This window comes from Prevotella pectinovora (assembly GCF_041323955.1).
Classification (GTDB): Bacteria; Bacteroidota; Bacteroidia; order Bacteroidales; family Bacteroidaceae; genus Prevotella; species Prevotella pectinovora.
The window spans coordinates 2,137,364-2,162,060 of the sequence record NZ_JBGLIV010000001.1; the positions used below are offsets into that span (position 1 = coordinate 2,137,364).

Below are 24,697 nucleotides of genomic sequence, written 5' to 3' on the forward strand. Positions count from 1 at the left end.
ATTAGTCTTTTCACGGATTCATTTTTTGATGATATTTCGTTTGTGATGTTTGGATTTTGTTATGGATTTAGCAGGATTTGCAAGTGCTTGGGCACTTCCTTTTTTGGCGGTATCGGTGTTGTTGTTACTCTGCATATCGACATCAGCCCCCACCTAACCTCCCCCGAAGGATAACCCATCCTGACCTTCCCCAAGGGAAGGAACAAGTTACTCTGACAATTGTCATCAGCCCCCACCTAACCTCCCCCGAAGGGGAGGGACAGATACCATTGGCTATATTGTTGTTGGCTTGTAGCCGCCTGATTGTCAGTGATTTATCAACAACAAGAGCAACCAGCATCAACCTGTCTTTGACAGAACCAGAGTAACCTGCATCTCCCCTTCGGGGGAGAACGAGAGGGGGCTAAAGTGATTGGCTGAAGAAGTCTTTGACAAAGTAGAGTAACTTATTCCTTCCCTTTGAGAAGGTCAGGATAGGTTTGAGAACGAGAGGGACTGAAGTCAGCAAAGAAAAGGGAGTGCCCAAGCACTCGCAAATCCACAAAAATCCTGATAGAAATCCAAAAAACATTTACCAACTAAAAAAATCAGTGAAAAAGCAAAATCCGTGTTCTCCGTGAAATCCGTGTTTAAATTTTTGTCCATCGCCGAAGGCGTATGGACACTATATTGTCACAGATATAATTTTCCGTGTTGCCGTTGTGTCCCTGGCCTTCGGCAGGGCCACAAATCAAAAAATGAAACACGGATAGCACAGAGGTACACGGATTAGTCTTTTCACGGATTCATTTTTTGATGATATTTCGTTTGTGATGTTTGGATTTTGTTATGGATTTAGCAGGATTTGCAAGTGCTTGGGCACTTCCTTTTTTGGCGGTATCGGTGTTGTTGTTACTCTGCATATCGACATCAGCCCCCATCTAGCCTCCCCCGAAGGACAACCCATCCTGACCTTCCCCAAGGGAAGGAACAAGTTACTCTGCCAATTGTCATCAGCCCCTACCTAACCTCCCCCGAAGGGGAGGGACAGATGGTCTTGGTTCGTCTCAAACAAGTGGACAAGCTGGATTCTGCTTAAGCCCAAACGGAGTTTGCCATATCGGGGACAAATGGGCAACATCCGTGCAGCTACCATGCCCAAGTGGGGCAACGTGCTTGCCCATGTTGGGCAACGTGCTTACCCAAAGTGGGCACGCTGCTTACCCCGGATGGGCAGATTTGCTGTCGGACGTCTGCCCAATAAGCTAACACCAAACGGTCATTCGGCAGTTCAATGTAATATTCTATAACTACTTGCTGCCTTACGCTTTTCCTTTCATCAGCCAACCATCCAGACAATAGCCTGACAATTGCCAGACAGTCAACTACCTGCTTATCAGGATATTACGGCGAAAAACCAGACAATCTGACAGTTTTTGAAAAATTCCTGTTTTTACTGAAAATCAGCGTATATGTGCATCTTTTACTCATATCTGTCACAGCAAATCAATATTATTTCTATCCGCCCATCATTTTTCCTCCAGCTATGTCATCTTTTGGCACCCATAACCTATACCTTTGCCGTCGCGACATCAAACAGCACCACCATGACAATAAAACCCATGTTACGCAAGATACTCACCAAAGTGATAAAACTCTTCTGTCTCTTTATCATGACAGCAATCACAAGCGTATGCTACTTCGAAATCGGACATGACAAAGGATGGCCACGAGCCGACATCATGTACTCCCACTACCACAAGACCGTTGCCGGCATCATAGCCCACATCCCCTCCCCTACCAATACGATAGTCAATGGCTTCGACTACATCAGTGACAAAATGAGACCCATCACGCAGCGACAAGAGTACCGGAAACCAGAAAAAGAGGAGCCGACCAAGATTTTTCAATGGAAAGATGAGGATTATCCGAAACTTTTACTACATTTGCAAATGGAAGGGCAGCAACAGCGTTAGGCACAAAATCCTGAAGCTGGCAGCCCCGGAAATGACGCAAGAAATCTTGTGGACGCGAGCAAGCAAATAAGGGTGTACCAATATAACTTGTGTGCACCGTGACGGTTCTGTAAGTTTAAATCTGGTAAATTTGAACTGAAGTAGAAAAGAACTGGAATTTGTTTGAGCGAGTCTGCACCATGATATGGTGTAGGCTCCTCTTTCATATCCTCTTTTCTACGGGTTTTACCAGAGCCTAACTTACAAGGGAATATCGAGAGAAGGAGTCTACGCCTTTCTTCCCCCCACCTCTATGAACCATTATGAACTTGTACGGGTCAAGGCATCTGATTATCTTTGCATAAGATACATACATATCGTACCTTGTCCCACAACATCGATACGTCAAACAACTTAAAACTTACAGCCTATGAGTAAAGTTTTTCAAGTAAGGCCGAAGCGCATCAAACGTTCCAACGGCACCGTACTAACCCCCGATATGGTAGTGACGGTAACCACTCAGCAGCACACCACCACCCCATTCTACAATGGCGCCAAAGAGCTCCAAGAAGTCTACATGCGCATCTACGCCTTTGACTACAAAAAAGCATGCTGCAACCAGAATGATTTTGAATTTAAGAAGTTGGACTAAATAAGGAATATTATGAACATTAAAGGAAATGAAAAGCAATACTATGATAAAATAGTAGTCCTCTATAATAAATATGGAGAGAACATACCAGATGCAGACTTAATGCATTTGAGTGTCATTGAAAAAGAGTTGGGAATAAGTTTTAAACGTTCTCAAGAAATATTTGAATTGGTGAAGAATCAGGCCAATTCTGACAAAGCAGGAGCATGCATTTCGGCTACAGTTGAAAAAACAGAAGAAAAAGCAAACACCGTAGCTGTTGCTGAAAACAAAGAGAATCTTTCTGAGTCAAGAAACGTAATGGAGGCTTCAGAAATTCACAGTACGTCCATCAAGAATGAATCTAAGATTCAGAAAAAGGAAACAATTGTCACAACCGTAGTTGACAATAAACCAGCTGAAGAAACAACAACCGCAAATGTTGAGACATCGGCAAAGAATTCCGAGCTTCAAATTAAGGAAAAGTCATTGCAGCCAGTGAATGCAAAACAAGGTATGGTAGATGCAGAGAACAAAGACTTGATCCCTGTTGATGACCCTGGTGATATAAACAAATGGAAAGTCATATTTTGGTATACTATAGGTTTCCTTACCATAATTCTTTGGGGAATAGGCTTAATCATCATGATATGGGAAACTATTGCCATAATCAGACATAAGAACAAGCAGTTGAGATATGCAAAATATCTAATCCAGCAAGACAAGACAAATCAACAATTGTGAAAACAATATAATTAGGCATTATGAAATTATCACTTTCGGAAGAAGCTTATTCAAAGGCGTTTTACAAAGCTTATAATAAATACGGGAACGACATCCCCGATGCAGAATGGCAAAGGCTTGGTGAACTGCGTGCGAGATACGGCATAGAAATGAGTCGTGTCAGAAAAATCATCAATGCCGTGCAAGAAGGTACGATTGTGCCTGATATAGAACAGAAAAAAACTACCACAGATAAGTCCAAACCAGCATCAGTGGTTTCCATCTTAACAGACACAGCCAGAGGCATGAAATATCGTGCCAACGGAACCGATTGTTTGCTGCTTGACATTTCTGACACGATAAAAAGTTCTATAAGAAGAAATTTTGACCTAGGGCTAGATGAACAAATCCTATGGGTACGAGATACCTCTTTCTGGGGCAGTAAAAACCAAGGTCTGGTCATAACAGACAAACAAATCGTTTGTATTCCAGATAATGATTCGCCAGATAGCAAATATTATATCGAGTTCAACGACATCAACAAAGTGGAATATCGCGAGATGTCTATCTTTATATGGAATTACGAAAACGAGTATTTCAGACTTCCTGTCGGAGCTTTCTTTAAAGATGCAGAAGAATCACAAAGTTTAATTTGCGATGCGCAACGGTTGGCTTCTGCTCTAACTCAAATGGCGATAGCGGCAGGTCATACTGAAACAAAAACGGTATTTGATTCGCTAAACGACTATATTGAAGAAGGACAGTATGACGAAGCTGAAGAGTTGGCTAAACAAGCAATATCAAATTTCGCTTCAGATGCAGATCAGCAATGTCTGTCTTACACCTATCTTGCACGTATTCTTCACGAAAAAGGAGAAAATGACACAATTAATAAAAGCTCTTATATGCGAGATGCCATTGAAGCATATGACGAAGCTTTAGCCTTGTGTGATGATAAAGATTCTGACAGATTCTCACTCTACAAAGAAAAAGGATTAATAGAACAAGAAATCGATAATACACGTGTCGCATGCAACTGTTTTATTGCAGCAATGGAATCTACCGATTTCGATTTAAAGAAAGAGGCTAAGGAACAGTATGGGCAACTGATGGAAAACTTGATGCAAGACGAAAGGCTTTTCTTGGACATTGATTACAATGAACGAAAGTTTATTTTCACAGTGAACAATGACAAGCATATTTCTGGCTGCCAGGATTCCGCAGACCATGTTAAATGGGTATTTCCTGTGAACAGAATACCAAGCTACATCAACTTTCCTGTAGGGCATCCTCAACCAAACACACTATATATTGGTCATCCCCTAAAGCCGGGTACATACATTCCGTTTGAAAACGCGACAGAGCAATTATTCATGGAGAAGGTCCGTGAGTTGTGTTATCTAGCACAATGTCTTGGCGCAGTGGAGATAAAATTCAAAAGAATTAAAGGAAGGGATATATCGAACACATATGATTCGGCAAAAGACATATCCGTGAACCTTGGCATAAAAAATCTAAATATAGGATTAAGCGGCAATAAAGTTCTGAATAAAGCTGAAACGTCTTCAACTAAAGATGGTGTAGAACTTGTGCAACGCTATTCTCCTATGGAGAAACCATTTTGTCCAAAGAACTTAGTTTGGTTGGACTCAGACCCTACGTGGCAAACTTTGGTAAAGCAACGCTTAACAGGTAATATACTGTCATACATTGAACGAGTATCTTCTACAGAAACTACAAATGTTACAAATAGTGAGTTGTTGTCTTTAAAGGGATCTGTTGAGTTTTTGTTTAAAAAGGCAAGTGGCTCATATGACAAAAAAGAAGATAAGACATTCAGTAAAACAGAAGAGATGGAGTGGGAAATAGATATGCAATTCAAACCTTTGCAGGATTTTGAAGACAATGCACATCCCAACATTTCTTTACAGAATGAATATTTGCCAGAAGAAGAGGAATATATGGAAGAAGTCAGATTCTGTTTAGAAGATGACAATGAAATAAATGAACATTCTCGTAAGTTTCTGGAACGTAAGCGACAAAAAAGCGGATTGTCGGAAGCCCGTGCCGTAGAATTAGAAACGATTGTAAAGGACTCTTTGTCTGCTTCTATGATACAGAATACAGACGATCTTTCTGAAGAACCTTAATTCCGCAACACTATAATTTAACTTTATTTATAAGTTCCTGAGCAACAAAAAGTTGCCCAGGATTTTGCCATGTCAGAATTTTCACTTATCTTAGTGTTGCAAAAAGAAAACAAGCAAAACTCTAATATGACATGGCAAAAATACAAATTAAATCTGAGAAACTCACACCTTTTGGAGGAATTTTTTCAATCATGGAGAAATTTGACTCCATGCTTTCACCCGTTATCGACTCAACACTGGGTCAGAGATGCAGCAGTATCTTCGGATATCAGTTCAGCGAGATAGTCCGTTCGCTGATGAGCGTTTATTTCTGTGGCGGCTCATGCGTGGAAGATGTAACGTCACAACTGATGCGCCATCTCTCGTATCATCCTACCCTTCGTACATGCAGCTCTGATACCATCCTCAGAGCCATCAAGGAACTGACACAGGAAAACATCTCCTATACTTCCGACCAAGGCAAGACCTATGATTTCAATACTGCAGACAAACTCAACACATTGCTTATAAACGCTTTGGTTTCTACAGGCGAGTTGAAGGAAATTGAGGAATACGATGTTGACTTTGACCATCAGTTCCTTGAAACGGAGAAGTATGATGCAAAACCGACCTACAAAAAGTTCCTCGGCTACAGGCCTGGCGTATATGTTATCGGTGACAAGATAGTCTATATCGAGAACAGCGATGGTAACACGAATGTGCGTTTTCATCAGGCAGACACCCATAAGAGATTCTTCGCTCTTCTGGAATCCCAGAACATCCGTGTAAATCGCTTCAGGGCAGACTGCGGTTCCTGCTCGAAGGAAATCGTCAGTGAGATAGAGAAGCATTGCAAACATTTCTACATCCGTGCCAACCGATGCAGTTCGCTCTACAATGACATCTTTGCTCTGAGAGGATGGAAGACGGAGGAGATTAACGGCATCCAGTTCGAACTCAATTCCATTCTCGTTGAGAAATGGGAAGGCAAGTGCTATCGTCTTGTCATCCAGAGACAAAGACGCAACAGTGGCGACCTTGACCTGTGGGAAGGCGAATACACTTACCGTTGTATTCTGACCAACGATTACAAGTCATCGACAAGGGACATTGTTGAATTCTACAATCTGCGTGGCGGCAAGGAACGTATCTTTGACGACATGAACAACGGATTCGGTTGGAGCAGGCTCCCCAAGTCATTCATGGCGGAGAATACTGTCTTTCTTCTGCTTACTGCATTGATACACAATTTCTACAAGACCATCATGAGCAGGCTTGACACCAAGGCTTTTGGGCTCAAGAAAACGAGTCGCATAAAGGCTTTTGTCTTCAGATTCATCTCCGTACCTGCCAAGTGGATCATGACTGCAAGGCAATACGTGCTGAATATCTACACAGAGAACCGAGCTTATGCAAAACCCTTCAAAACAGAATTCGGATAAGAATCCTTTCTTTCCGGTTTGAATCTGCGTATTACCTCAAGTCGCATCGTGGGGTAAGGGGATGGTGGCTACATATTGATGTTGTGCTGTTGCTTTTTACTGAAAGCTGCTACTAACGACTCATAAATCTACCCTTAATCGTGTATTGGATGATAGTTGCGGATTTTAGGAAGAAGAGTTGGCATACAAGAGTGAAGTTGAGCTCTGCATAGAAGATGGTAATGAGATAGATGAACATATGCGCAGATTTTTGGACCGCAAGCGCCAAAGATTAGGATTGACAGAAGCTCGTGCCCAAGAAATTGAATCTATGGTCAAAGCTTCGCAAACTTCTTTTACAAAAGAAGAACAAGAATATATGGAAATCCTGGATGAGGTGATAGAGAACGGTATTATTCCAAATAGCGTACGTCGTTTACTGGATAGAGAAATCAAGTCATTGGGTCTTTCTGAAGAACGAGCAAAAGAGTTAGAAGAAATAAAATGTAAATCGTAATAATTATACTCCAACCTGTTGGCGGAATTAATTTAGTGCATACTTAATTCTGCCAATGGGCTTGTCGTTAATGAAGTTTACGTATTGCAGAATGGTAAGTGCACTAATTTTGCCAATGATTCTGGCAAACAAACCATTCGTTATTTTTGCGTAGTTCCTGATGACCAGGAACTGGTCTGTAAGTTGAGAGAATATTGTCTCAATCCTCTTTCTTGCCTTTGCAAACGGGATGAATGTCGGTTTCCAGTCCTTTTGGTTGAGCCGATACGGACACTCCAGTCTTATGTGTGCGGTTTCGAACAAGTCAAGCTGTACGTCAGCTCCAATATACCCTTTGTCACCATAGATGCTACAGTCGTGATAAGTATGTTTTACATCCTTCATATAATGGAGGTCAGCTACACTTGCCTTTGACAGATCATAGGAATGGATAACTCCACTTAACCCACAGAGAGCGTGTAACTTATAACCAAAATAATACGTATTCTGCGAAGCACAGAAGCCGAAGTCGGGAGCTTGCGAGAAATTTCCGGTACGCCCCATCTTGCAACGTTTTCCTCTTGCAACCCAACAAACCTCTATCGGCTTGGAGTCAACAAAGAACTGTTCCTCTCCGCCATCCATTTCCATGGCAATCCTCTTGCGCAGTTCCTCACACAGGCCTGACGTTTTCTTCCTGCGGTCATTGAACTGTCTCCTTGATATGAGATTGGGAATGCTGTCCTTGTACTCTTGCAATTTATAGTCGAACAACCACTTCTCACTATCAATGCTCTCGGTCTCTGCTGTCAGGGATAGCGCCACCACTTCCAAATCCGAAAACTTGGGAACAGGACCACGGCGTGGAACATTACCAGATTCATTGACGAGATTTTCAGAGAATTGCTTGCATATCTCAAATATTTTGACGAATTTTGTATAAAGGTTGTACATACGATAGTTTGAACTTAATGTTTTGGACACCACTAAGTTACTAAAAATCAGCGATATGTACATTTTTACTCATATTTATCAACTTAAATTAATTCCGCCAACGGGTTTAATGAACAATAAAGCAGATTATACCAACATGACAAAAATAATAAAATTAAGAAGTGAACTTAAAGAAATATATCAGAATTTAGAATTGTGCGAAGATCGTTGGAGTTCTTCTCATGAAGGAGAATCTATATCTACTTATGAAATGCAAGTAGGCAACAAGTTTCCTCAAGAACCAAATTCTGGTATTATCTTTTATGGCAGATCATGTAATGGTTGGGATCGCTCTTGCCCAAATGGGATAGAAGACAATCGTAAAATTTATGACATGTCAATTATGGAAAAGGATTCGAGCAAGAGAGCATTTTTTCAATTATGTAAACTTATATCTAATAATTTTTATGAAGACAATTGGTATGAGTATATAGCATGGAGCAATATAACAAAATTGGTGTTTTGTTCTGGCGGAAATCCGACAGAAGAACTTTGGCAAGAGCAGGTAGACTTTCTTCCTTTAATCCTTAAAAAGGAAATAGAGATTTTGTCTCCCCAAATAGTTATTTTTGTAGTTGGAGACTCTGTAAAGAAGGGATATGAAACTCCAATCTATCAGGCTTTTCCTCAACTTAAAAAGAAAAAATCATATTCTATAAAATGGGGAGAATATAAAAGATACGGTAAAAGTTATCCCCTAACATGTTCTTCTTATGAGTTAGATGAAAAAGTTTTTATTTTCACAGATAGACCAGAACACAAAAAATACATGAAAGAACACATTAATGCGATAATAGATTTGATAGGGAGAGATTCCTGTTGCTTAGATGCTGAAATCAGAGGATAACCACCCAGAGTTTTCTTTATGAAATAAAAACAGGTCACTTATATTTCATCGACCTCACGTCGTATAAGTCAAATAAACCACAGGTGGGTGAACAGGCAAAGAAATATATAGACAGTCAGTCATCGAGCTTCTATAATACATTGCTAAAGAGATGTATGGGGAGAGGGCATAAAAAGACGAAGTATCTTTTCAATCCGCGGATAACCGAGGAATGGAGAGAAGGAGGGACTTTGGTTGTTGGCATCAATCACTGGTGCACACAAGAGATGTGTGAGCATTATGCAGACTGTGTTCTGAACAGCAATAGCAGGAAGACGGCAAAATGGGCATCGACCTGCTTGTGTCGCCAGCCATCTCTTATGCTAAGAAGCTTGTGCCGGAGAAAGCAGGCTTTGTAGAACAGATGCCTGGCAACATAGTTAAACTTCGTCTTGGCGATATCGACAAGCTGCAGAAGGTGTTTGAAAAGGTGGCGCTGAAGGACATCCGCTTTACTCCAGAGAGCATCGAAGCGGACATCGCTCTGCTGTAATACCGTTTTAGTCTATTTTAATTAATCAATTTGTGGCAGATAGCTGATATAGCCTTTATTATATAAAAAAGTCCACGTAACCCATCTTATAATGAAGTAAATTGCCCATATTTGCATATTATAATTAATATTAAAGCAATGACAAAAAAAGGAACGGCTACTGGTTTTTGCAGATTTCAACTGGCTCGAAAAGCCTGAACTGGTAAGAGAATTGTGTTATGAGAAACTGCGCGGTTCTGACAGCTATGCCTTTATCCGAACGCAACAAAGCGAAAAGGGTGGAGAATCACACGACATCCACTTGCCCTGATATCAATTCAGATTTTACTAACAATCAAAATAACGACTAATATGGTGACCGTAAATATGACTGGTGGATGTGCCCTACCTCAACGTTCAAGCCTATGGCATTGAGTCACTTGAAAAGCTGTTCCATTGTAACTTCGCTATGCACCAGGCTATGATGCAGACCATCTGCAACACCATAGGTAGTAACGAAGGTGATAACCAATGAAAACTTAGTTTTGGTGGTGCTTTGGAATAACTCCAATCGTTGTCTTAGTAACTGTTCGTATGCTTCGGTAATACGGAACTCCGATTTGCTAAATTTCATTTCACAAAGATGAATGATGCGGTCAGCACGTTTGATAACCAAATCTATCTGGCCACCCTTTTGTCCTTCGCATGCAGTCTGGTGCCATGATGACACTTCTGTAGCCATTCCAGAAATTCCTAATGCACTTTTAATACAGTCTGTGTGCATAAGACATATTATTTCAAACGTAAGCCCTTGCCATGTTGATACTTGGCGCGACTCAAAGTTATGGCTCCACCAATGTTCATCACCTGAAATATCCTGCATGATGAACTTGTAATAGAAAAGGGTGTAGAAATCAACTAAACGATAGATTGTATCTTTGGTCTTATGTCCAAAATTCTGACTCCGTGAGATGAAATCACAACGTTCAAGATTTGTCAGCATACGGGTAAGAGTTCCTCCTGTCATCCCTGTAGCTTTGGATATCTCATTACGAGACATACCGTCATGATGGGCGGCCAATGTCTTAACAACGCTTATGTACAAATCGGCATTCGAAAACAGAGCATTGTATAATTCGTCAAATTCGTTTCGCATGATGCCGCCTTGGGCAAAAAACAGTCGGTCTACATTCTGCACAAGACTCTCTTTTGCATTGATGAGGCTTAAATAGAATGGAATACCCCCAAATATCATATAGCACTGCAATGTCTGGTATCTGTCCCACTTGCAGTGTTTTCTTTGAAGATACTCTTCTGTCTCATGCAAGGTGAAAGGTCTGACATAAATGCTGCTTGTAATACGTGCATGTAATCCTCCTTGGTTTTCAATCAGATTGTCAACCATCCATGACGTGGCCGAACCGCTGGCAATGAACACAATATCACTGCGACGAGCAGCCCAACCATTCCAGAAATTTTCCAATGCTGCAACAAAGTCTGATTTCTGTGTGTCTATCCAAGGCATTTCGTCTATAAACACCACTTTCTTCCTGCTTGCATCGAGCGAATCAAGATATTCCTCAAGAGCATCAAAGGCATCGAACCAATCGGCAAACTTATCAGGCTTAACACCAGACAACTTCTTCAATGCACGCGCAAAACTTGTAAGCTGTCTTTGGCGTGAAAGATTATGCCCTCCTACAAAAGTAAAGTCATAATGCCCCTGATAATACTGGTCCACAAGAAAAGTCTTGCCAACTCTTCGCCGTCCATATACTATCACAAATTCGGAACGGTCGGATTCCATTGCTCTTTTGAGTTCTTGACACTCTCGCTCTCTACCAACAAGTTTATTCATCATGCTAATATCTTTATAAATTAACAGTCACAAAGATAATGCAAACAGAATGCAGAACAACAAGTTTGCTTGACTGTTATGCTGAGGTGCTGCTTATCTTATGCAAAGATAATTATTTTATTGCAGTAGAAGTAAAAAAACGGCGATTATTTACCCAAATCTAATCCTACAACAACGATTTGGGTAAAAAATCCATGTTTTTTTGCATTCATTCCGCTCTCTTCCAGCCTAAGAGTCCCTTTCCTTCTCCATCAAGTTCAATGCCCAATCCTATGACTTGGCGCTTGTCGGCCTTGAAATGTTCCATATATTGACGGTTGAGGATTTGTTCGGTAGCAGCTTCCTTACCACCGTTATTATGCAATTTCAGTTCAATGACATAGATGTAGCGTGAGGTCTTCACCGTCATGTCGATTCTGCCGGTAGACATCATGTGCTCTACCTCTACGTTCAAGCCGATGGCATTGAGTATGGTGCTGATGATGAGGCGGTAACGTTCCTCCATATCCATAGATGCAAGCTTCTTGTTGCTGTATGGAACGTCGGCGATGAGGGCCTTCAAAGATTTCATGGCTTCGTCTATCTGACCAGTGCCCAATTCTCTGTATAGGCAGGCTTGCAGCGACAGTATTTCGTTTTCTGAGCGCATGGCAAGAGTAGGCAGCACCGTTTCGTATAACGCTTGTTTTACTTCCTCATTAGGGAACCCCAATATATAACCAAACTCGTCACTTTCCTTTATAGTGAGATATCCCGATTGATATAAGAACAATTCGGCACCGCCTCCAGTTACGTCTGACAGTTCCAAGGTGTTGCGCATTACAGAGCATTTCTCATAGTTACCGAGGCGAAGTTCTATGTTGTCAACAAACTTTGGAAGTAGGGATGTTGCTCCAGAAGAAGCCCAGAAGTTAATTATTTCTTTTGATTTCAGCGCATTGACGAGGCTGTATGGATTGTAAACATCCACCATATTGCGACGACTGAAGTGATACCCGTCGTAATATGCTTTCAATCTGTCGTGGGTTTCCTGTACAGACCAACCGTTTGCTTCGCTCATCTTTTTGAGTTCTGGCTTAAAGTTCTCTTCAATCTCCTCCTCGGTAATGCCGCAGATTGCTGCGTATTCTGGCATGAAGCTGATGTTGGTCAGATTGTTGAGGACAGAGAAGAGAGATATCTGTGTGAACTTGGTGATGCCGGTGATGAATACGAATTGTTCGTACTCGTCGTCCGCCTTTAGTATGGCAAAAACTTCACGATATACTCCAGTACATTTTTCATGCTCGGGTGTTCTCCATGAATGTTGCAATGGAGAGTCGTATTCGTCTATGAGGACCGCTACTCTCAGCCCGGTTTGCTTATATGCCGTGGCTATAATGGCGTGGAAACGATCGGCAAGCATGGCAGTAGGATCTGGAGTAATGTTGTATTTCTCCTCATAATCCTTGAAGCGCAGGTTCAGGTAAGAGCGCAGAGTGTCTTCGTTAGCACCTCCACGGCTCATGTCGAGACGTATGACAGGATACTGCTTCCAGTCTTTCTCCAGCTGCATAATCTTAAGTCCTTCAAACAGGTCTTTTCTTCCTTCAAGGTACGACTCCAGCGTATCGACAAGCACGGACTTGCCGAACCGACGAGGGCGGCTCAAGTAATTATACTTTTCTCCCAAGTTTACCATGTTCCATACGATGTCGCTCTTGTCCACGTAGAGGTAGTTTTCCTCCCTGATAACCTTGAACGACTGAATGCCTACCGGCAATCTCCTGAATCTGTTGTCTGTCATATCTACGCCTCCTATTTGCCTTGTTTATGCCTTATTTCTGCGAAGATACATTATTTGTACGAATAATCCTTGTCAACTTACATATTTTTGTTTGAAAATGTTTCTTGCAACCACACCTTCCCATATTTCATCTTCTGCAGATTCTCCAATGCATATAGCGGAACGATGGTTATATGGCGCACGGCATTGTCAGCTTGAGAGTCGGTGTAGCTGAATTCTCCGAAATTCTCGAATGAGCAGCGGATTGCCTCTGTAAGATGTTTCTCTCTCATGAATAGCCATAGACTCTTCATGCCACCCTGCGTGCCAGACTTTATCTCTATCGGGGTGACTTTGAGATTAAAGATATCGAGATAGTCTATTTCAGCAATGCTATTCCCACTTTTCTCCCAATAGAACATCCGTTGTCGCTGCACGCATGGTTTATTTCGCAAGATTTCAAGACCAGCCACCATCTCGACCAAACCACCTTTGTTGACAAGTTCTTGAGGATTGCCAGTCATGATCTGCTCTATAAGATGCTGCGCAAGATTTCCTTCAAGCTGCAAAACCGTAAGAAGGAGTCCCGAATCAAGAAACAGAATCTTCATGTTTTTTTCGTTCGCCTCTGCATCAAGCGGAATACCATTTCCAGAGGTGGCGACGACAGGAGTGGTTAGTCCGGCAAGCGTCAGCAGCCGGACAGCCTCTCTGATTTGTGAACTTCTGTAGTCTGCGGAGATTTGTTTGAATGTAATCTTCTCTCCTGGCTGATGGCAGATGCCACGCATTGTCGTTCTCAGCAAATCGGGAGAGACCCTTTTCTTGTATTTGCTGAAGTCGTCATCGTATGTCAGAATAATATCCTCTTGAACACGGCTGCATTGGTTGAAATCGTGAGTCTTGATCCATGCCAGCACAGCCTCAGGCATTCCGCCAACCAAAAGGTATATACGGAAATATTCTACGAGTTTTTCATGAAAAGCATCATCCAAAGGGTGTCGGCTGTCAGCTTGCCCTTTCATGTCTATCAGTCCATTTTCATCATTCGCTTTCAGAAACTCATCAAACGTCATAGGATACATAAACAAAGTGTGTATGCGTCCCACGCCATAAGTAGGTAGTTCTTGAAGCGTGAACTCCAGAAGGGAACCAGCCGCAATGACATGCAACCCTGGGTAGTCTTCTTTGAAAAAGCGCAATGCCATGATGGCTTCCGGACACTCCTGTATCTCGTCAAGAAACAGAAGAGTTTCGCCCTCTTCTATTGGGACATTGATATATTTTGCTATCTTTTGCGCAATCAAGCGTATGTCTATATCTCCCTGGAAAAATGTCTTGACGGCTTTGTGACGTTCAAAGTTTACCTCAGCGAAATACTTGAATTCTTTTCCAAAATGTCTTACTGCCGACGATTTACCTACTTGTCGGGCACCTCTAAGCAGAAGTGGTTTCCTCATCGGATTATTCTTCCATTCCAACAGTTCTACGTCTATGTTTCTCTGAATATATTCCTGCATAACGAAAAGTACTTGATTATCAAGCACAAAGATAAAGATTTTGCTTTATTCCGACAAATAATCCCTACTGTTTTTGCTCAATTCCGACAAATAATCCATACCTTTCTTGCTCAATTCCGACAAATAATGCATATCGACTCGTTTACTTGTCTATTCGTCTACCGACAACATATCATAAACATTCGAAACATGGGGTAATTATTTTTCCAGCAATGTCACTATTTGGCATAGCGACGCAGTAACTTTGCACCCGTAAAGTACAATAATAATATAACGACTATACGAAAGATGAAGAATAAGGAAGTCGGTTGCAACCATTGAACCATTATGGACTTGTAGAGTTCGCAACTTATCAATACCTTTGTCTTTCGAAAGCCAGAACCGGTCATTAGGACAAGCAGTTATAAACTGCACTGCATCAGAGGGCATAATGACCGTTATTGGGGTAAATGGTCTAAATCCAAACAGATATGGGAAATCAAGAAATCTACAAAGTGATAAAGTCGATTGCCGACGAGCTGTGCAGAGACAACAAGACTTTTCTGAGGGCAGACTTGGCATTTGAGCTGAAGAAGTATGGCGTAAAGAGCGACTCTTCTGAAGTGGAAAGCCTGGTATTTGGAGCCTATAGCTTCTACAAAAATGACAGTAACATCAGCATCGCTTTCGTGACCAACAATTCACGCACTACACTCGTTGCTGACTACAAGTTGAACAATTGTCTTGAACAGGGGCGTATGGACGATGCCCTGGCGATTGCAGAGAACGAACTGCAGGTTACGGCAAACTCTTTTGACACGTTGCAGCACATGGTGTTGCAAAACCTTGAGACTGCCATGGTTCAGGGGGCATCAAAAATGACAGATGTGCTGACCGGCACGAGTGGAGCCAAAGAGGTGAGGAGCAAGGCGTCTGCCATATTCGACAGATACACGAAGCTGGTAGAGGCTTACAGATATGCCGAAGACAACGTGCGCGACAACATCAGCGACTTCACTTCGCTGCGCAGCGACATTGAAGCCACTTACCGTGAATACGCCATGAGACTCATCGACATCTATGGCGACTCTATCAAGATGGTGTCGCCAGAACTGTTCGACTTCAACCGGATTGAATGGCTTGATGTGGACAATATGCTCAAGGAAATCGAGTTGGAATACAACAGGATTCAGGAGAAATGCGGCTTTCTGATTTCCAGGATTTCAGAGAGTTTCCGCACCTCGCTGCAAGAATCCATGAACGCTTACAAATCTACTGCAAACAGCAACAAGACACTGGGACTCGCCATGGCTGGACTTGGAATGCTCAACCACTATATGGTTGCGAGCGAAGAGACCAACCAGCTGCGCGGCGACCTGCAGGTGATGCAGACCAGCGTGAAGCACGACGCCACTCGCATAAAGGCTGACATGTCACGACTGCTCGTGATATACAAGACGCTCAACGATATCGTGATACCGAAGGCGAATGTATATCTGCGCTTTGCATCCAGATTGATGGATTCCGATTTCAAGTCGATGACAGACACACTGTATGGAGACGCCAACGTGAGGCCGCTCGAGGAGGAGCGTCAGGCTTTGCTCAGGCAAATAAAATCCATCGAAGTGGAGATGAACGACCATCTGCAGAACATCGATGTCTATAAATCGATGGTAGCAGAACTCACCACCATGCTGGAATCCAAACGGCCAAGCTATCAGAAAGCCAAAAGCCGCAAACCGTCGAAGCCTTTCTTCCTGGTGAACTGGCTGACATTCGGCAACGCCAACCGCAACTACTACCGCAATTATTCTGAATGGGATGCCGCTTGCGCTCCGCTTATCAGGGAGTATGACAACATGCTGGTGGACCTGAAGCTCGACAAGGAGGAACTCCTGTCGCATCAGGAAGCGGTGGATATGGTGAAGAGCGAGCATTCAAGACTGTCAGGAAGGCTGGATGCCGTGTCGAGAGATATAAGGAGCAGGATTGTCAGCTCCGACAACCTGAAGATCAAGACTCTGAAGTATCTCAGAGATGTGGTGGCTATGCTGAAGCTGGGACGGGAGATTGCCGAGAGCAAACTCGACGACAAACTGCTCCGCACTGTGGAGATTTCTGACTTCAAGGAAACCACCAAGCTGCCGGCTGACATCGAGGAGAACCTGACGGAGTTTACGAATGTATTGGCAGACAATCTGCATGTAGACCGACGCATGACAAACCGTCTGCTTGATGATGTTGCGGAGCTGGCCGGCGAGAACAACAAGAAACTGCAAGGCACCCAACCTCAGCAAAAAGCCAAGACACCGGCATATACCGAAGAGGAGCTGGATATGGTGGAGGCAAAGGCTGAAAAGACGTTGCAGCAAGGCATCGCCCTGTTTGACAGTGTGGCGAGACTCAAGCTCCAGCAGCTGAACGGAAGGATTGCGGCTGCCGCATACGACGAACAGTTGAGAGAATACACGAAGACTTTCAAGGGGTATCTGGACAAGATTGATGACAAGAGCGCTTACCTGCGCAAGATCTTCACGCGTATCAATCTGGCAGACAACGAGGAGGAACGCAGACAGGCTATGGAGATGCTGTCTGACCTCAGCGGATACTCACTGAGCATGGAAGACTTCACTGATTTTATGAACGGAAACAAACAAATCGAATTATAATGGAAAGTTCAAGAAGACAACAAGCCCAGAGTGATCTGGGAATGAATTTCGAGAGAGAAGACCTCAAACGCAATGCGGCTCTTGCCAAGGAGCAAGAGCGAGTGGAAAAAAAGCAGGCAAAACGCGAGCAGATGATGAACCGCTCGTCTTACCGCATGATGGTGAAAACGGCAAAGTATATGGATAAATACTATCTTGATCCACTCATCGGACTGATTCCGGGAGGTGTCGGAGACACGATATCAAGTTTGCTTGCCTTCCCGTTCATATACTATAGCCTCTGTGTAGTGAAGTCCATTCCGCTGACCTTGGCTGTCATATACAACATCCTGATAGATGTCATGCTTGGAGCCATACCGGTTATCGGTAATGTGTTTGATATATTCAAGCGCTCGTATGTAGAGAACCTGAGACTAATCACCGGTTATATAGAGGACGACAAGGAGATCATCAGCAAAGTGCGAAAGAAAGCATTTGCCACGGCAGTGCTTATAGCCATTGTATGTTTGTTGATTTACTTGGTAGTAAGGGCTGCAATATGGGTGGCCAGCCGGCTCTTCTAACCATTCTAAATATCCACAAAACGGGCACAAATCGTGCCCAACCGGGGCAAGCACGTTACCCACTTGGGGCAAGCACCGTGCCCAACATGGGCAAGCACCGTGCCCATTTTTCAATGATTGGCGACCATTTTCCAGTGGTGTGGTTTTATCTTTTATACAAGATAAATTCGGGAACAAAGTTTCTTTTCTTCTCTGCCATGCCACTATTTGGCACAGCTTCGTAGTATCTTTGCAACCGTAAAACAAAAATAATAACATGACGACTATAGGGAAGACAGAGAAATTGAAGTGTATCTGCAATCCATGAACCATTATGGACTTGTAGGGGTCGCAACTTATCAATACCTTTGTCCTGCCAAACCAGAATCGGTCATCAGGAATGCAATATCCACAAGCAGACGGGGCGATTGGGGGCTATAGTCCAAACACGAAAGGAATAGCTTATGTTTAGAGGAATGACAAAATTTGTCTGCGATGACTGCGGACATAAATTCAAGGGAATGGACTGTGAGTATTGCGCCACGGCGTTCACCGCCCCGGTAAAATGCCCAGAATGCGGCAGCTGGCACACCCGACCTTCTTCCGGTTTGTTTTTCAGTTCTAACAAATACATCTATAAGGAGATCTGGAAGACATTGGATGAAAAAATGAACAACACTGAAAAACAATAATATATGAACGACGGATTATTCTTTCGTCCCTTCGTCGGCTCGTCATACGCCGACGGAGGACTCTTCGGCAAGCGCATAATGGTGCTTGGCGAGAGCCACTACTGTGATGAGGGCTGCGCCGACTGCGGTGACTGCCTTCGTCATCGGGAGTGTATGGGGTTCACCAATGGTGTAGTGAAGCAATATCTCGATGACAGAGTGGAGCGGCAGAGATGGATGCAGACGCTGCTGAAGTTCGAGCGCTCGCTCGTGGGCAGGGAGACCGACCAGACATTAAGACAGAGGATATGGCAGTCGGTGGTGTTCTACAACTATCTGCAAGTGGCAATGGGAGGTCCGCGTGAGGCTGGTACTTCTGCGCAATACCGCCAAGCCGGCGAGGCACTGTTCTGCATGATGGAAAAATACCAGCCAGAATATCTCATCGCATGGGGCAACCGCCTGTGGGACAAGCTTCCCGGCGAGCGTTGGACCGACGGCAGGGACATCATCGTGGATGGCTATCGCGTGGCAACAGGGACTTATACCCTGGCAAGCGGCAGACGGGTGAAGGTGATGGCTGTGAACCATCCGTCGGTGGGCTATTCGTGGGACTACTGGCACAGGGTGATAACGGAATTCTTGGGATAAAGGAGACGATATGAACAACAGAGTGAAATTCTATAGCTGGCTGATAACGCAGCTTAGTCGCCGGCCTATGACATTTGCTGAGATTGCCGATGCCTGGATGGATGCTACGGCTAATGTTTACAGGGAGGAGCTGCCGCTGCGCACGTTCCACCGCTACCGCAAGTGTATAGAGTCGCAGCTTGGCATCATGGTGGAATGTGGCGGCAAGGCTGACGGCTATCGCTATTACTTGAAGAAAGACCCCGTGGAGTGTGACGAGATAACGGAGTGGATGCTCAGTGCCTTGCGACTGGCATCGCTGCACGACATGCTGCAATACCACAACAAGGTGATGCTCGAGTCACCACCCCACAACTCCGAATACCTCGAAGACATACTCTCTGCTATAGACAAGCAGTATCTGATAAAATTCCACTACGCCACGCCATTCGGCGTGGAGAAGGACTTTGCCTTGTTGCCTGCTTTCGTGAGGTTATTCAAGCAGCGCTGGTATGTCATTGGAGTGAACGAGAAAGAAGAGGTGCGCTGTCTGCCGTTCGACCGCATAACCTTCATGGAGACAGTATGCAAGAAACATCCTCTGCCGGCAAAGATAAAGCGGCAGCTCAACCCCGAAAACTACTTCGACGGTTGTTTCGGCATCATGCGTATGGAGGAGGAACCGATAGAGAAAGTCCGCATACGTGTATTCTACCCCGAATACAACTATATAGAGGAGGTGCCGCTGCACGACAGTCAGGAGAAGGTCGGCGAGTATGCCGACGGTGCGTATCGTGAATACACGCTCCGTGTGCGCCCCACCCGCGACTTCCTGCAGGAACTGCTGTGGCACGGACGCAACATCATGGTATTGAAGCCGGAAAACCTGCGGCAGAAGATGATTGCAATATTGAAAGACATGACGAAGAGCTACGAAACGGGAGAGTGTCTCAACGGGGAATAAACGCCTAACGCCCTGATGAATGATTTGGGGTAATCCTCATCACCTGTCCCATAGATTATAGTCGATGACACTGTTGTCATCCTGGCGGTTTGCCTTGCAGCCGCTTGGCTGACTTACAGTGTCATTCTCTTTATCGGCATCGTGACTGCGCATGAAGAGCGATACCGAGAGCATGCAGACAAGCGCTGCCACGAGGGCAATGAGGAAGGAGATGATGCGGAGGTCACGTTGGCTCCTCATGAAGCGATTGCGCAAGGCTTCTATACTGTCGGGGCGCTGCGAGGCATCCTTCACTGTGCATATCCGCGACATCCTGCGCAGTTTCTTGCTGTCTGTAGCCACAGCCATATCCTCCATCACCATACCGAGAGAATATATGTCAGCCCCGGGTTCGGCTACGGCACCCTCCAGAAGTTGCTCCGGGGCAAGGTATCTGTAAGTGCCTGCCGGCATCTTCAACACTCCGAAGAGGTCGCTGTCGGAAAGTCCGAAGTCTATTATCTTCACGTTCTTCCCCATGTGTGTCACCATGATGTTCGCCGGTTTTATGTCGCGGTGTACAATCTGCTTGCTGTGCATATAATCCAATGCGTCCATCATCTGCGACACTATTCTGAAGGCAAGTTCTGAGGAGAGTCTCTTTTCATCTATCAGCGTCTGCAGCGTGTCGCCGTCCACCTGTTCCATCACAATGGTATAGCCCATGCCGGCAAAGCGCTCCATGGCAAAGGTGCGGCAGATGTACGGATGTTCGAGTTGCAGACCGATTTCAAACTCTTTCACTATCGCCTGCTGATATATGGGAGTGAGGAGAAAATCCTCTTTCAGACATTTCAGCATGTAGCGTTTGCCATACCTCGTGGCTGCAAACAGGCGTGTAGGTCCGGAATTTGAAACATAACACTCCTTGATGTTGCCAAATCCCTTCTCTTCAGGCATAGGGTCGGCAGCCATCTCCTTGTCTATCGACTCGGTGAAGCCTGATGTGTAGTCGCAGTCCAGAGAACCTGCAGCGTCGGTTATTTGTTTTGAATCGTCTTGCATAATGTAATAATCCCATATCGGCAATCAGCCTGTTTATTTTTTCAGTTTCAATACGGTGAGTCCGCCGTTGCGGCCAGCCACGAAAGGCATGGTATGTTCGCCATTCCTGTCTATATACGGCAGCAGCAACGGCTGTCCCTTGATGAAACATCCCGTGCAGAAGCGGTCGCCACTAAGCAGTTTGCTGTTTGCCGATGCCACCACCTCATATATGCTGTTTCCCATATAACGCAGAGTTATCAGTCGGTTGGGGCTCCACCCTATCATTATCTCCATGCCTACGGTCAGTTCTCCGCTCGTCAGCTGGTCTGCCATGAAGAAAGAGGAGTTGTATTTCGTGCTGCTCTTCAGCCAAAACACGAAAGCCTTGTAGTCGGCATGTCCGGCGTATTGCGCCAACAGGTCGAGAGTGGAAATCCTCGGCTTGTGGTCGTCAGCCACATATCCGTACAGGCGCTTCATGGTGGATGCCGAAATATTCTTTCCAGCCTTCTTTCTAAGATACAGTGAAAACTCTTCAAAGTCGGTCGTCGTACTCAGAGACTTTCCGTATTTCTCCTCAATGAGCAGTTTCAGTTCTTCTATTTCTGGTGTCGTCATAATCAGTCTGTAATGATGTTCTTGAATAATTTCCAACCGTCGCTCGCCTTGTAGATGTTCACCCTTCCCTTGGGCACATGCACACGGCAGGTTCCAAAGATGCCCGTTCCTTCGGCAGCAAAAGTCTTGGCATTGCATACCGGCGGCAGTTGGGCATCCACATATATGTCGGTGAGCGGACAGTCGGAGAAGGCATAGTCGGAAATCATCTCCGTCTTGCTGCCAAGGTGCACCACACGGAGCTGCTTGCAGCCCTGGAAGGTTGCAGTAGGCACCAAGCGCAGACCGCCCGGCATTTTCACCTCCTTCACCTTGCTGTCAATGAAGACGCCGGAACCAAGCGTGGTGATGTTGTCCGGAAACGTGAATGTCTCTATGCTGCACTCCCTGAAGGCGTAGTTGCCGATTGATGTGACAGTAGGCGGCAATGTATAGCTTCCGCTCTTGCCCATCGGGAACCATACGATGCGTGTGGCATCGGCATTGAGCAGCACACCGTCCTTGCCGATATAATGGGTGTTGGCTCCCGACACACTGATGCCCCGCAATGCCGAACAGCCGCTTGACGGCAATACGGATGCTGCCGATGCCGGTATGCTGATGTCTTCGAGAGCTGTGCAACGGGCAAAGGCATCCTTCTCTATAGTTGTAGTGCCAGTAGGCAAGGCTATCTTCACCAGACTTTCACAACCGGCGAACAACCCTTGTCCCACGACATTGTCTGCGGAATACCTCGAACCGTCGTAGGGGTCGCCTCCTGCAACTATCCTGGCGTCCGTCAGGTCTGCATCAGAAAGTCTGCCTGCCGTCGCTGCATCATTAAGTCCACGGCCCATCATCTCTCTCAGGCAACGCAGGTCGTCGCCATTCAAAGATCCCGCTATTGAGAGTCTGGTATAGGTATACAGTCCCTTGCCCAACAACGAGCGCAGCTGTCCCGCCTCGCCGAGCATTACGGCATCACCCGTGGTGAATGTTATCGGTGTTCCTATGGTTTCGCCCATCCGGCTCTTGGCGTATGGCCATATCAGATACGTGGCATTACGATTGAGGTCGGAAATCAAGAGAGTCTGCCGTCCCTTGCCTATCTGACAGTCTGTGAGCTGTACTCTCTGTCTGTCTTCGGCAGCAGAGGAAAGGGCATACAGGCATCCGGTCTCCGTTATTGTCTCTCCGCCATCGTCGGTTATCTCATAACTGACAATCACGCTCATCGGTCCGTGGCTGACGATGCTTGCCTCGCTCACCGATGGCTTCTCGTTGGGCAGAGTGGTGAAGGTCAGCGTGTTTCCCCTTACTGTCGTCCTTCCGTTGTAGCCCTCAAGCATATAATAATAAGTGGTGGCAGGGATGAGTCCTGTGATTCGTGCCGTAGCCGACGGGGTGTTGCCGCCGGCAGCCGGTATCGTCTGACTCATCTCCTCCGTCATGCCGTATCTGAAACACAGCTGCGGCATCTCCGTCTCGCCTTCTACCATGGCAGAACCATTAAGCGTGGCTTCCGTACGTGTAATTTCTGTGGCTGGCAGCGTGGCGATGTGCGGCTCCAGATAGTCGGGTTTGTCGCTGGCACACGAGAAGAGGCAAGCGACAAGCAGCATGCAACAAAGAGCCGACAGCTGCTGACTGGCAATTCGCCACAAGGATATATGACGGGCGTTACGCCATATTATTGGTATGCATTTGTCATTTCTCATTCTTATCCCTCCATAGTTTTATACCCACACCAAGACTTCCCTGCCATTGCTTCCCGGCAATGGTGACGGCAGATGCCGACACGGCGATGCGACCGAACGACAGGAGCGCACCAGCCTCGCCTGCCACTCCCTTATGGGTAAGTCCGTTGTTCTGCATATATCCGCCGCCCTCGCTCTCTGCCAACTGCCATGCCACGGCACTGCGACCATATCCAATGCCCTCGAAGAGAGACAGGTTTCTGGTCAGACAGTGTACTGCTCCGGCGGTCACGGTGTAATGGCTTTTGGCAGTATTGCCGGAATAATATGGTTTCTCTGCTGCTCCGCCTATGCTGCCGTCTTTTGAGCAACTGCCGCGAGTGGTACCTATACTACTGAAATCGGTGCTGGCATGAACAAAGAATCCATGGCGACGCATCATGGCAAAGAAGACCCCATACGACGGTCCGTTGTCGTGGGCACTGACGGTGGCAAGGGCATATAGGGACAAGGGCAATCTGGGTCTGGTCTTGGCCACGGTGACGGTATCTACTACTGTCCTCACCTGCACGATGGTGTCGTGGCGCTCCGTAACGATGGGCTTCGGCAGAGTCAGTTTCATCTCATAGGTCATGCGGCTCTCCAATGCCATCCCCAACTTATAGTCGCGAAGCACGCCCCAATCCGGATGCTTCAGCGTTATCATCTTGGTTCCCTTCGGCAGATAAAGCCATATCTCGCCCACCTCGTCCTTGCGCTTCACTATGCCCAAAGGTGTGGAAAAGGCAAAGTCAGCCGGAGCCTCAACCTTCACCAGGGCACAAGCCTCATCATTGAGGTCGCGCACGCTGTTAACAAAGGCACTCACGTCGTTGGGCAGGATACGGAAACTGCTCACCGAGAATTCTTGTGAGAGCGCACTGCCTGCACTAAGCAGCCATAAGCAGACGGCAAAGAGCAGTCTGCCGGCATTGCCAAAGGATGATGTTCTTTTCATATATTATATATAGTGAACTCGTTATATTATTCTTCTTTATCCCGAATCGGTAAGCAAACCATTTGGGGAGGATATTCATAGTCCTGGATTTCTGCTG

General features: G+C 45.3%; 20 protein-coding genes. 12 read left to right on the forward strand and 8 right to left on the reverse strand.

Annotated features, from left to right (window positions below; all coding sequences use genetic code 11):
* The first annotated feature begins 1,601 nt into the window (after positions 1-1,601).
* The 6 genes from ACDC99_RS08415 to ACDC99_RS08440 all read left to right on the forward strand — a co-directional run bounded on the left by ACDC99_RS08415 (position 1,602) and on the right by ACDC99_RS08440 (position 7,355).
* A complete protein-coding gene (locus ACDC99_RS08415; RefSeq protein WP_370756559.1) occupies positions 1,602-1,955 on the forward strand; it encodes a hypothetical protein in 354 nt (117 codons plus the stop codon).
* Positions 1,956-2,364: 409 nt separating this feature from the next.
* Positions 2,365-2,586, forward strand: coding sequence for a DUF6140 family protein (locus ACDC99_RS08420; RefSeq protein WP_044071781.1), 222 nt, complete (start codon positions 2,365-2,367; stop codon positions 2,584-2,586).
* A gap of 12 nt (positions 2,587-2,598) precedes the next feature.
* The gene (locus ACDC99_RS08425; protein ID WP_370756560.1) at positions 2,599-3,309 is read left to right on the forward strand and encodes a hypothetical protein; all 711 of its coding nucleotides are present in this window, start codon (positions 2,599-2,601) and stop codon (positions 3,307-3,309) included.
* Positions 3,310-3,329: 20 nt separating this feature from the next.
* Positions 3,330-5,438: a tetratricopeptide repeat protein gene (locus tag ACDC99_RS08430; protein ID WP_370756561.1), complete on the forward strand. Its 2,109-nt coding sequence runs from the start codon at positions 3,330-3,332 to the stop codon at positions 5,436-5,438.
* A 131-nt stretch (positions 5,439-5,569) separates the two neighbouring features.
* The gene (locus ACDC99_RS08435) at positions 5,570-6,859 is read left to right on the forward strand and encodes an IS1380-like element IS612 family transposase (RefSeq protein WP_005814044.1); all 1,290 of its coding nucleotides are present in this window, start codon (positions 5,570-5,572) and stop codon (positions 6,857-6,859) included.
* A 178-nt stretch (positions 6,860-7,037) separates the two neighbouring features.
* Positions 7,038-7,355, forward strand: a complete 318-nt coding sequence (locus tag ACDC99_RS08440; protein WP_370756562.1) for a hypothetical protein — start codon at positions 7,038-7,040, stop codon at positions 7,353-7,355.
* A 27-nt stretch (positions 7,356-7,382) separates the two neighbouring features.
* On the opposite strand, the gene ACDC99_RS08445 is transcribed toward ACDC99_RS08440, so the two are convergent.
* Positions 7,383-8,351 (reverse strand): IS982 family transposase, encoded by a 969-nt coding sequence (locus ACDC99_RS08445; RefSeq protein ID WP_370756563.1) that lies wholly within the window; start codon positions 8,349-8,351, stop codon positions 7,383-7,385.
* On the opposite strand from ACDC99_RS08445, the gene ACDC99_RS08450 reads away from it, so the two are divergent.
* Both ACDC99_RS08450 and ACDC99_RS08455 read left to right on the forward strand, forming a co-directional pair.
* Positions 8,344-9,174, forward strand: a complete 831-nt coding sequence (locus tag ACDC99_RS08450; protein ID WP_370756564.1) for a hypothetical protein — start codon at positions 8,344-8,346, stop codon at positions 9,172-9,174. The genes ACDC99_RS08445 and ACDC99_RS08450 overlap by 8 nt on opposite strands.
* Before the next feature lie 322 nt (positions 9,175-9,496).
* Positions 9,497-9,706, forward strand: coding sequence for a hypothetical protein (locus ACDC99_RS08455; protein ID WP_370756565.1), 210 nt, complete (start codon positions 9,497-9,499; stop codon positions 9,704-9,706).
* A gap of 415 nt (positions 9,707-10,121) precedes the next feature.
* Here ACDC99_RS08455 and ACDC99_RS08460 read toward each other — a convergent pair whose 3' ends face one another.
* The 3 genes from ACDC99_RS08460 to ACDC99_RS08470 all read right to left on the reverse strand — a co-directional run bounded on the left by ACDC99_RS08460 (position 10,122) and on the right by ACDC99_RS08470 (position 14,828).
* Positions 10,122-11,546 carry an AAA family ATPase gene (locus ACDC99_RS08460; RefSeq protein ID WP_308007213.1) on the reverse strand — a complete coding sequence of 475 codons (1,425 nt, stop codon included), beginning with the start codon at positions 11,544-11,546 and terminating at the stop codon, positions 10,122-10,124.
* 205 nt (positions 11,547-11,751) lie between these two features.
* Positions 11,752-13,329: an ATP-binding protein gene (locus tag ACDC99_RS08465; RefSeq protein WP_370756566.1), complete on the reverse strand. Its 1,578-nt coding sequence runs from the start codon at positions 13,327-13,329 to the stop codon at positions 11,752-11,754.
* 77 nt (positions 13,330-13,406) lie between these two features.
* On the reverse strand, positions 13,407-14,828 hold the full coding sequence (locus tag ACDC99_RS08470; protein ID WP_278840476.1) for an ATP-binding protein: 1,422 nt from the start codon (positions 14,826-14,828) through the stop codon (positions 13,407-13,409).
* 470 nt (positions 14,829-15,298) lie between these two features.
* Between ACDC99_RS08470 and ACDC99_RS08475 the strand changes: the two genes are divergently transcribed.
* The 4 genes from ACDC99_RS08475 (at position 15,299) to ACDC99_RS08490 (ending at position 20,283) form a co-directional block, all read left to right on the forward strand.
* Positions 15,299-17,476 carry a hypothetical protein gene (locus tag ACDC99_RS08475; RefSeq protein WP_288745135.1) on the forward strand — a complete coding sequence of 726 codons (2,178 nt, stop codon included), beginning with the start codon at positions 15,299-15,301 and terminating at the stop codon, positions 17,474-17,476.
* Positions 17,476-18,039 carry a DUF4112 domain-containing protein gene (locus tag ACDC99_RS08480; RefSeq protein WP_278840473.1) on the forward strand — a complete coding sequence of 188 codons (564 nt, stop codon included), beginning with the start codon at positions 17,476-17,478 and terminating at the stop codon, positions 18,037-18,039. Before ACDC99_RS08475 ends, ACDC99_RS08480 begins: the two co-directional genes overlap by 1 nt.
* A gap of 674 nt (positions 18,040-18,713) precedes the next feature.
* Positions 18,714-19,340: a hypothetical protein gene (locus ACDC99_RS08485; RefSeq protein ID WP_278840471.1), complete on the forward strand. Its 627-nt coding sequence runs from the start codon at positions 18,714-18,716 to the stop codon at positions 19,338-19,340.
* A gap of 10 nt (positions 19,341-19,350) precedes the next feature.
* Positions 19,351-20,283: a helix-turn-helix transcriptional regulator gene (locus tag ACDC99_RS08490; RefSeq protein ID WP_302750057.1), complete on the forward strand. Its 933-nt coding sequence runs from the start codon at positions 19,351-19,353 to the stop codon at positions 20,281-20,283.
* A 39-nt stretch (positions 20,284-20,322) separates the two neighbouring features.
* Here ACDC99_RS08490 and ACDC99_RS08495 read toward each other — a convergent pair whose 3' ends face one another.
* Genes ACDC99_RS08495 through ACDC99_RS08510 form a run of 4 tightly spaced genes read right to left on the reverse strand, consistent with a single transcriptional unit; the run spans position 20,323 to position 24,600 of the window.
* Positions 20,323-21,327, reverse strand: a complete 1,005-nt coding sequence (locus tag ACDC99_RS08495) for a serine/threonine protein kinase (RefSeq protein WP_370756567.1) — start codon at positions 21,325-21,327, stop codon at positions 20,323-20,325.
* A 33-nt stretch (positions 21,328-21,360) separates the two neighbouring features.
* Positions 21,361-21,927 (reverse strand): hypothetical protein, encoded by a 567-nt coding sequence (locus ACDC99_RS08500; protein WP_044065803.1) that lies wholly within the window; start codon positions 21,925-21,927, stop codon positions 21,361-21,363.
* A 2-nt stretch (positions 21,928-21,929) separates the two neighbouring features.
* Entirely contained in the window at positions 21,930-23,624 is a 1,695-nt protein-coding gene (locus ACDC99_RS08505) for a leucine-rich repeat domain-containing protein (RefSeq protein ID WP_370756568.1), read from the reverse strand.
* Positions 23,614-24,600, reverse strand: a complete 987-nt coding sequence (locus tag ACDC99_RS08510) for a hypothetical protein (protein WP_370756569.1) — start codon at positions 24,598-24,600, stop codon at positions 23,614-23,616. The genes ACDC99_RS08505 and ACDC99_RS08510 overlap by 11 nt, the downstream gene beginning before the upstream one ends.
* Positions 24,601-24,697 lie beyond the last annotated feature (97 nt).

Excerpts from the sequence above, each read along its gene's own strand:
- ACDC99_RS08450 (WP_370756564.1), top strand. The coding sequence starts at position 8,344 with ATGTACATTTTTACTCATATTTATCAACTTAAATTAATTCCGCCAACG.
- ACDC99_RS08460 (WP_308007213.1), bottom strand. The coding sequence starts at position 11,546 with ATGATGAATAAACTTGTTGGTAGAGAGCGAGAGTGTCAAGAACTCAAA.
- ACDC99_RS08495 (WP_370756567.1), bottom strand. The coding sequence starts at position 21,327 with ATGCAAGACGATTCAAAACAAATAACCGACGCTGCAGGTTCTCTGGAC.
- ACDC99_RS08465 (WP_370756566.1), bottom strand. The coding sequence starts at position 13,329 with ATGACAGACAACAGATTCAGGAGATTGCCGGTAGGCATTCAGTCGTTC.
- ACDC99_RS08445 (WP_370756563.1), bottom strand. The coding sequence starts at position 8,351 with ATGTACATATCGCTGATTTTTAGTAACTTAGTGGTGTCCAAAACATTA.
- ACDC99_RS08455 (WP_370756565.1), top strand. The coding sequence starts at position 9,497 with ATGGGCATCGACCTGCTTGTGTCGCCAGCCATCTCTTATGCTAAGAAG.
- ACDC99_RS08430 (WP_370756561.1), top strand. The coding sequence starts at position 3,330 with ATGAAATTATCACTTTCGGAAGAAGCTTATTCAAAGGCGTTTTACAAA.
- ACDC99_RS08510 (WP_370756569.1), bottom strand. The coding sequence starts at position 24,600 with ATGAAAAGAACATCATCCTTTGGCAATGCCGGCAGACTGCTCTTTGCC.
- ACDC99_RS08485 (WP_278840471.1), top strand. The coding sequence starts at position 18,714 with ATGAACGACGGATTATTCTTTCGTCCCTTCGTCGGCTCGTCATACGCC.
- ACDC99_RS08420 (WP_044071781.1), top strand. The coding sequence starts at position 2,365 with ATGAGTAAAGTTTTTCAAGTAAGGCCGAAGCGCATCAAACGTTCCAAC.
- ACDC99_RS08425 (WP_370756560.1), top strand. The coding sequence starts at position 2,599 with ATGAACATTAAAGGAAATGAAAAGCAATACTATGATAAAATAGTAGTC.
- ACDC99_RS08470 (WP_278840476.1), bottom strand. The coding sequence starts at position 14,828 with ATGCAGGAATATATTCAGAGAAACATAGACGTAGAACTGTTGGAATGG.
- ACDC99_RS08480 (WP_278840473.1), top strand. The coding sequence starts at position 17,476 with ATGGAAAGTTCAAGAAGACAACAAGCCCAGAGTGATCTGGGAATGAAT.
- ACDC99_RS08500 (WP_044065803.1), bottom strand. The coding sequence starts at position 21,927 with ATGACGACACCAGAAATAGAAGAACTGAAACTGCTCATTGAGGAGAAA.
- ACDC99_RS08505 (WP_370756568.1), bottom strand. The coding sequence starts at position 23,624 with ATGAGAAATGACAAATGCATACCAATAATATGGCGTAACGCCCGTCAT.
- ACDC99_RS08415 (WP_370756559.1), top strand. The coding sequence starts at position 1,602 with ATGTTACGCAAGATACTCACCAAAGTGATAAAACTCTTCTGTCTCTTT.
- ACDC99_RS08435 (WP_005814044.1), top strand. The coding sequence starts at position 5,570 with ATGGCAAAAATACAAATTAAATCTGAGAAACTCACACCTTTTGGAGGA.
- ACDC99_RS08475 (WP_288745135.1), top strand. The coding sequence starts at position 15,299 with ATGGGAAATCAAGAAATCTACAAAGTGATAAAGTCGATTGCCGACGAG.
- ACDC99_RS08490 (WP_302750057.1), top strand. The coding sequence starts at position 19,351 with ATGAACAACAGAGTGAAATTCTATAGCTGGCTGATAACGCAGCTTAGT.